General features: G+C 46.7%; 1 protein-coding gene. It reads left to right on the top strand.

What is annotated here, in order from left to right:
* Positions 1-739: IS21 family transposase (gene istA, locus AAIG11_RS17920; protein ID WP_343187553.1), on the top strand; the 739-nt coding region annotated here is incomplete at both ends.

The following is a 739-nucleotide window of genomic DNA, read 5'->3' as shown; positions in this document are numbered from 1 at the left end:
ATGTCCCCTGGGAGCGCAAACCCTATGAACGAATATCATCCGTTGTGACGGAAGAAATCCGCGCTTTCATCCAAGAGTGCCTGGATCAGGATGAAGCGGAAGGTTTGAAAAAGCAAAGTCATACAGCCAGGCGAATCTATCATCGTCTAAAACATGAAAAAGCCTTTACCGGTGGCGAATCCACCATTCGAAACATTGTCAATGAAATGAGACCCAAACACAAAGAAGCTTTTATGCCGCTGGAATTTGATCCAGGTGAAGCTGCCCAAGTGGACTGGGGAGAAGCAACAGCTTACATCAAAGGCATCAAAACAAAAGTACAGTTATTCTGTTACCGTCCCTGCTACAGCGCAGATATTTTTGTCAAAGCCTTCTATCGCCAGAATCAAGAATCATTTCTGGAAGGCCATGTAGATGCCTTTACCCATTTTAACGGCGTGCCAGGAAAAATCATCTTCGACAACGCACGAGTAGCCGTTAAAGAAGGATTTGGACTTTACGCCAAGCCCCAGGCTGCCTATCAGGCACTCAGTGCACACTATGCTTTTGCAATGCATTTTACCAACATTAACAGCGGAAACGAAAAATCCCTGGTGGAAAACCTTGTGGGTTGGTCCCGGCGCAACATACTGGTGCCAGTACCACGGGTTGAAACCATTGAAAAATTAAACAATACCCTACTGGCCGGCTGCCTGGAGTACCGTCATCATCAAATACAGGGCAGAAGCCAAACCGTAGG

Origin of the sequence: Anoxynatronum sibiricum, assembly GCF_039414295.1 — a bacterium.
Classification (GTDB): Bacteria; Bacillota; Clostridia; order Peptostreptococcales; family Tindalliaceae; genus Anoxynatronum; species Anoxynatronum sibiricum.
The sequence above is the reverse complement of the archived record's forward strand: the minus strand, read 5'-3'. Positions and strand labels throughout refer to the sequence as shown.